Raw genomic sequence first — 2,516 nt, 5'->3', positions numbered from 1 at the left:
TACAAATAACAGGCTGGCGATCGTGCCGATCCCAAACACCCATCCAAAAATATATAGTTGCTCTTTGAGTGTATATCGACTGGCAAAGTACAGCGAAAACAGCATCGATCCAGTTAAAGCGACTACCCGAGTTTGGGTCAGATCTGGTGAAAACGACCAAGAAATCGAGCAGATTGCCAACCCTAATAATAGCCACAGCCATCCACCTCTAGAGATTGACGGAATTACTTGCTTCCATCTAAGTAGGAGTAGCAAAAATGAAATTATATAGATAATTAAAAATATGTTCTTGACAATTGGCATGTCGATCGGATCGTCTTGGAGATCTCCTTCACTAACTCCCCCAGAGAGAATCAAAATCAAGGGGCTACCAACGTAATGAATAAACGCAAAAATTGTGAATATTTTTTCAGATACTATTAATAGTTGATTCATATCAGCGAACGTGTTGTGTGGCAACTAGATTATTAACTATCGATACCGATCTAATCTTGTTGCTGTGAAAATGAGCCATTTATTACGCCCAGGCTAAGGTCTAAATTACACTCGGTCGGTTAACTCTTGGCAGTGCGTTTTGTCAATCGATCGAATGACTGAAATAGAGTAATAAATCTATTTGTAGTCGAGTTAATATCAAAAATATAGTTTAAGTATACCGATATCTTTAAATTGATAAAACTTAGATAATGTATACTTAAATGGATAATTACCTAAATGTTTAACTATCATACTATATAGATCGCTGCTATGTTGTGATATCGATCGGATTGGCACCCGCTCGGGTGAACTTAACGATGCACATGGGAGATCCGATCTACCATCGATCTAATGACTTACTCTTGGCGTAACAACTCAACATGAAAAAACAGCTCAATTCGCTACAATTGTATCGAGGAATAGCATCTATACTGGTGGTACTACACCATGCAAATATTATCCTCGATCGTGAACTGAAGCAAGATGGTTTATTTAATGTGTTTCATTTTGGTTGGATGGGAGTAGATTTTTTCTTTGTGCTCAGTGGCTTCATTATCTTTTATATTCACCAAGCCGATCTGAGTCAGTCGAGTCAGTTTAAGTCTTTTGTTAGAAAAAGATGTTTGAGAGTCTATCCTTTTTATTGGATTCTTTTAGCAGTCAAGATTCTTGGCTCTCTAGCGATCGAACGCGATGGTAGTTTTGATGGAGTGAATTTATGGCAGTTCATTCAAGTTGTGTTACTTGTGCCACAAGCAGGAACTAATCTCACGCCTTTTATCGGTGTTGCTTGGACGCTAACTTATGAAATCTTCTTCTACGCCATCTTTAGTTTGCTGATTTTATGTAAACCGCAGATCTATCTACTACCGCTCGCCGTGTGGATTGTTGGTATTGTCTTAAATCTTGTCAATGTCTTACCAATAGGCGGATCGGTGTTGCTGGAGTTTATCTTCAACACCCATAATTTAGAATTTGTGTTTGGCTGTTTGGCTGCATATATCGTCTCCACGCACCGATATGAGTACAAAAAAATGTGGATTTATCTAGCGTTAGCAATGCTAGTCGGAGCGATTATTAATACTGGCTACCGTCAATTCGATGTCGCGGGACTATCGCCAGTTATTGCCTATGGGATTCCCTGTACGATCTTGATCGTGGGATCGGTACAGGTGGAAAATCAAACTGTGCTGAAGCTCCCCTCATCGATAATTTATCTTGGCAATGCTTCATACTCCATTTACTTAACTCATGGGCTATTTATGAATACAATTGCCAAAGTTTATCTTAAAATTAGCGAAAAGCTTGCGCCAGCCCTACTAGATTCACAGATCGTTATGCCACTCGTGGCGACCGCGATCGTAGGCATGAGTATCGCACTTGGTTGTATAATTCACGATCGCGTCGAGAAACCATTACTAAAAATATTAAATAATAAACCCGCGACAGCAGTATGAATTGACAATTATTGCTAAAAGTCGATCTAGGTAGCAGTATAGACTTGAAATCAGCCTCAGAGGGTGTCTGAAAAGGCTTTTCGGTGTGAATCGGAGATCTAAATCCCCCTTAAAAAGGGGGACTTTAAAAGCCCCCTTTCCAAGGGGGTTGGGGGATTTAGATCTTAAAACGCAGCAATTAGACTTTTCAGACATCCTCTCCGCGATCGACCTGAATTAAATTAGGCTGGCTCTTAACTGGATTTACTCAAGGCTTTCTTCAGTGAGGAGTAAAAATCGTGCTTTGGAGGAGCATTTTTTCGATGGAAAATATCATAGACTGTTTTATTGCCAAGCAAGTGATATTGAATTCGGCGATGGATAATTCCGGGGATTCTTTTGGCGATATAGATCGAAATGTATGGCTTAGATAATAGAGCGGTTACAGCTTGCCACTTTCTCTGCTGAAGTAGCTCTAGAAACGTGAAGTAGTCAAAATATCTTTGTAGCGTTTGATACTTTTCCGTGAGTGCATGAGCTAATTGCGGCAAACTTTTGACAATTTGTTCGGTCTTGATAAAATTCAAAGTTGATGCACAGTTC

The 2,516-nt window shown here is 39.7% G+C and carries 1 protein-coding gene and 2 pseudogenes; 1 reads left to right on the top strand and 2 read right to left on the bottom strand.

The window, feature by feature from the left end:
- Positions 1-435, bottom strand: a pseudogene (locus tag RMO35_RS18270) (O-antigen ligase family protein); the annotation flags it as partial.
- Between the two features lie 422 nt (positions 436-857).
- Between RMO35_RS18270 and RMO35_RS18265 the strand changes: the two are divergent.
- Positions 858-1,934: an acyltransferase gene (locus RMO35_RS18265; protein ID WP_309742893.1), complete on the top strand. Its 1,077-nt coding sequence runs from the start codon at positions 858-860 to the stop codon at positions 1,932-1,934.
- A gap of 233 nt (positions 1,935-2,167) precedes the next feature.
- On the opposite strand, the pseudogene RMO35_RS18260 reads toward RMO35_RS18265, so the two are convergent.
- Positions 2,168-2,516 (bottom strand): annotated as a pseudogene (locus tag RMO35_RS18260) (hypothetical protein); the annotation flags it as partial.

It is taken from the genome of Chamaesiphon sp. OTE_20_metabat_361, assembly GCF_031364565.1.
This window is presented reverse-complemented; position numbering and strand designations above follow the sequence as displayed.